The sequence below is a fragment of the Plectonema cf. radiosum LEGE 06105 genome (genome assembly GCF_015207665.1).
Taxonomy (GTDB): Bacteria; Cyanobacteriota; Cyanobacteriia; order Cyanobacteriales; family Nostocaceae; genus Rivularia; species Rivularia radiosa_A.
Genome location: NZ_JADEWL010000270.1, coordinates 1 through 3,732, shown reverse-complemented (window position 1 = coordinate 3,732; position 3,732 = coordinate 1). Strand labels below are relative to the sequence as shown.

Genomic DNA, 3,732 nt, shown 5'->3' with positions numbered 1-3,732 from the left:
AACCCCGAACCCATCCCTTCTTCAACGACATCCAAGACTATACCGCGTGGAAACACCAGTAACTGGATTTACTCCCGAAGCGCGATCGCACATCAATTTGACTTGATAGCGGTCAATAATGGCATCGGTAAAATCGGCACCAGTAATATCAGCGTCAAAAAAGCGACTTCTGCTCATGGTTGCTTCTGTAAAATTAGCGTTTCTCAAATTGGCAAAATCCATTGTTACCTGGTCTACCAAGGCTCCTTTTAAATTCGCACCTTCTAAATTTGCTCTAAGTAAATTCCCTTTGGTAAACATCGCGTTTGTTAAATCGGCACCTTGAAAATTTGTTTCCCGCATTTCAGCAGCAATAAAATTGACTCCTACTAAATCTTTATTGGAGAAATCACGGTTTTCTAAATTTGTACTGCTGTAATTAATTGTGTTTATTTGAGCGAAAGCAGGATGAGCATCAAGTAATACCCATAACCACGCTAAACACAAAATTAAAAGTAAACCCAAAAAGCGTAAAAGAATTTTTTTCATCATCTTAATATCTCGTTAGTTGTTAGTTGTTAGTTGTTAGTAAATAATAGTCCTAAATACAAATCCTTAACTCCTAACTCCTAACTCCTAACTTCCCGGTACTACTTCCAATCTTTCCCAATACGAATTGTTAGGTCAGATTCTATATCGCCGGTGGCGGATATATCAATATGGTTGATATTTAAAATTTGCTGTAATTCTTCTGCTGCTTGCTTATTGCCTTTTTGTACTATGATTTCGGATTTTGCTCGTTCATCTGCCCAGTTAGGTACTGTATAAACATTTGTAAAGCCCTGCTTATTGAGAATTTCCATAACTTTTTGAGCTTGTTCGGGGGTATCACCAGTATTTTGAATGGCAATTTTTAAGCTGGTTATTGGTTTGTTACTTTGTGTGAGGCTAGCTAGGTTGACTCCAGCGTAATTAGCTAGTAAGTCGGCTTGTCCGTTTAAATCCAGCCAGTAACTATCGGGATCTGCACTCAACCGACTGAATATTCCTGGTAACAAAGTCATTTGAAAATCATTTTGCTCGACTTTTAAAGTGAAGTTGACTAATGCCATCATTTCTTCCAACTTCAAGTTAGTGTCGAAATACTTTCGCGTTAAACGAGTTAACTGTGGTAATCGAGGTAATACTTTGGGACTCCAAAGACGTTCGCGTAAAGCGAGCAACATTGTTTGCTGTCGCTGCACTCTTTCTAAATCCCCGCTATTTTTTTCTCGAAAGCGGACATATTGTTCTGCTTTTTCTCCATCAAGAGTTTGCCAACCACTAACCAAATTAATCGATAAGTTTTGAGCGGAATCTTCGTACTGCATTGGTTTGTCTACAAATACTTCGACTCCTCCTAATTGGTCTACTAACTGCTTCATACCAGCAGTAGAAATACGAATGTAGCGATGAATCGGAGCATTACTCAAACTACGACTGACCACCCGTGCAGCTAAAACTGGACCATCAGAAGCATTTGCTTGAGATACCTTGTTTAAACCCCTTTCCGGAATTGAGATCATCGTACCTTTGGGGATTGAAAGTACCCGAATGGTTTTATCTTCAGGATTAACTCTTACCAACAACATGGTATCGCTATTTCCTGCGAAACTTTCCGGCGAACCTTCAACCGTACCGGGAACGGGTTCAACTCCCAAAACCAAAATATTCATCGGTTTTTTGAGTTGGTATTGGGAAATATTGCTCCATAAATCCCCTGTTAATGGTGCGTCTTCAACATCGAGTGTAGACCATCCCAACTCATCTTCAGTTTTATCTACTCCACTCCATAACGGAGTCCAAAGTGCCAAACTTGATATCAGTAATCCCGATAAAGTAACTCCCATTACAACTGTGAGAATCCAAAACAGCCATCTGGGCATTGTTAAACCCAGTCGATAATAAAGCTGACTAGGAATAGAACTTGTTTTTTTTCCAGATGCAGGCTCAACCCTAACTTGCATATCATCTACAGGAGCTTGGTTTTGTAAACTTTGCTCGCGATCGTAAATTTCTTGATTGTCCCAGCTTTCTATTTGTTTAACCACAATTAACTCCCCACTAACCAATATCAGTTATCAGTTATCAGTTACCAGTTATCAGTTATCAGTCCTCAACAACGGTGTATGGTGGCAGATCGGATAGGTAGCATATCAATAGATAACTGTATGTCATAAAGGACACGCTTCGCTAACACTGTTCACTGATAACTGTTCACTGAAAAATATTGCCACTTTAAAAGCCCACTGTACACTTGAAGTGTTGTAAATTAGGTTGGTAAGACAACATGACTAATCGTTTGTTCCCAGTAATTCTTGCAGGTGGTAAAGGTGAACGTTTTTGGCCTCTTTCTCGACGAACCCGACCCAAGCAATTTTTAAATCTTGATGGTACCTCACGTAGCTTAATGCAAGCCACTGCTGACCGCTTATTACCGTTAACTGATGGTTGGGATTCTTTATGGGTAGTAACCTCTAGTCTCATAGCAGAAGGTGTGAAAGAACAATTACCCGAATTACCCAGTGCCAACTTGCTTGTAGAACCACAAGGAAGAGATACAGCAGCGGCGATCGCTTGGGCAAGTTTGGAAATTCAAAAGCGTTACGGTGAAGACGCTATTATCGGTTTTTTCCCAGCAGACCATTGGATTGCAGACCAAGAAGCTTTTGCACGTACATTAAGTGCAGCAGCGGATTTAGCAGCACAAAATCCAGCGATTGTAACTTTGGGGATCAAACCAACATTTCCATCAACAGGTTACGGCTACATAGAAGAAGGCGAAAAATTTGGTAGCTTTAACAACTTGCCAGCCTACCACGTTAACCGCTTTACTGAAAAGCCCAACCGCGAAACAGCGGAAACTTTTTTACAAACGGGACGATTTAGCTGGAATAGTGGAATGTTTATTTTTCGAGCCGGTGTTGCGATTCAAGAACTGTATGCTCATGCTCCAGAAATCATCGAACCCATCGAAAAACAAGGTCCCGATATTTATCCTCAATTGCCCAAATTGAGCGTAGACTATGCCTTAATGGAAAAAACCAATTTAGCCTATGTCTTACCAGTCGAATTTGGCTGGGACGATTTAGGAGATTGGAATGCCATTGAAAGGCTGCTCAAAAAAGAAACAGAGCCAAATGTAGAATTAGCTACTCATGTAGGATTAGATACTAAGGGAGCTATTTTCTATGCTAGCAATGATGATGATGTAATTGTTACCATTGGGCTTGAGGATATAGTCGTCGTTCGTGACAAGAATGTCACTTTAATTGTCAAAAAAGAACGCACCCAAGAAATTAAGCAGGTACTCAAGACCCTAGAATCTGATTCTCGATTTACCGAATTACTTTAAAGTAACTATAGCCTAGTAATTATTAACCGGGGCATTGGGGGCGAGGAAATATCAAAAAATCCATCATACCCAATCGCCCAAATTTTACAGCATAAACAACAAAGTCAAAATATACCAAAAAAATATATATATAAAGTTAAAACCTCAAACCCTTGACAGAAGCATTGAAGCTATTTTTCTAGTATAACTATTCAATCGGAAGATGACGAGATAGGGAGATGGGGACGTAGATAATTACCAATTACCAATTACCAATTACCAATTACCAATTACCAATTACCAATTACCAATTACCAATTACCAATTACCAATTACCAATTACCAATTACCAATTACCAATTACCAATTACCAATTACCA

Annotated in this window: 3 protein-coding genes and 2 pseudogenes; 3 read left to right on the top strand and 2 right to left on the bottom strand. The window is 39.5% G+C overall.

The features are described 5' to 3' along the window. Window positions 1-21: 21 nt before the first annotated feature. Together IQ247_RS31765 and IQ247_RS31760 are read right to left on the bottom strand one after the other, a co-directional pair. Entirely contained in the window at window positions 22-531 is a 510-nt protein-coding gene (locus tag IQ247_RS31765; RefSeq protein WP_322745619.1) for a pentapeptide repeat-containing protein, read from the bottom strand. A 98-nt stretch (window positions 532-629) separates the two neighbouring features. Further along, a complete protein-coding gene (locus IQ247_RS31760) occupies window positions 630-2,069 on the bottom strand; it encodes an LCP family protein (protein ID WP_322745618.1) in 1,440 nt (479 codons plus the stop codon). A gap of 239 nt (window positions 2,070-2,308) precedes the next feature. On the opposite strand from IQ247_RS31760, the gene IQ247_RS31755 reads away from it, so the two are divergent. From IQ247_RS31755 to IQ247_RS33730, 3 genes and pseudogenes are all read left to right on the top strand, one after another. Further along, entirely contained in the window at window positions 2,309-3,373 is a 1,065-nt protein-coding gene (locus tag IQ247_RS31755; RefSeq protein WP_193926171.1) for a mannose-1-phosphate guanylyltransferase, read from the top strand. 230 nt (window positions 3,374-3,603) lie between these two features. Further along, window positions 3,604-3,684, top strand: a pseudogene (locus IQ247_RS33735) (single-stranded DNA-binding protein); the annotation flags it as partial. Continuing rightward, window positions 3,656-3,732, top strand: a pseudogene (locus tag IQ247_RS33730) (single-stranded DNA-binding protein); the annotation flags it as partial. The pseudogenes IQ247_RS33735 and IQ247_RS33730, both read left to right, overlap by 29 nt.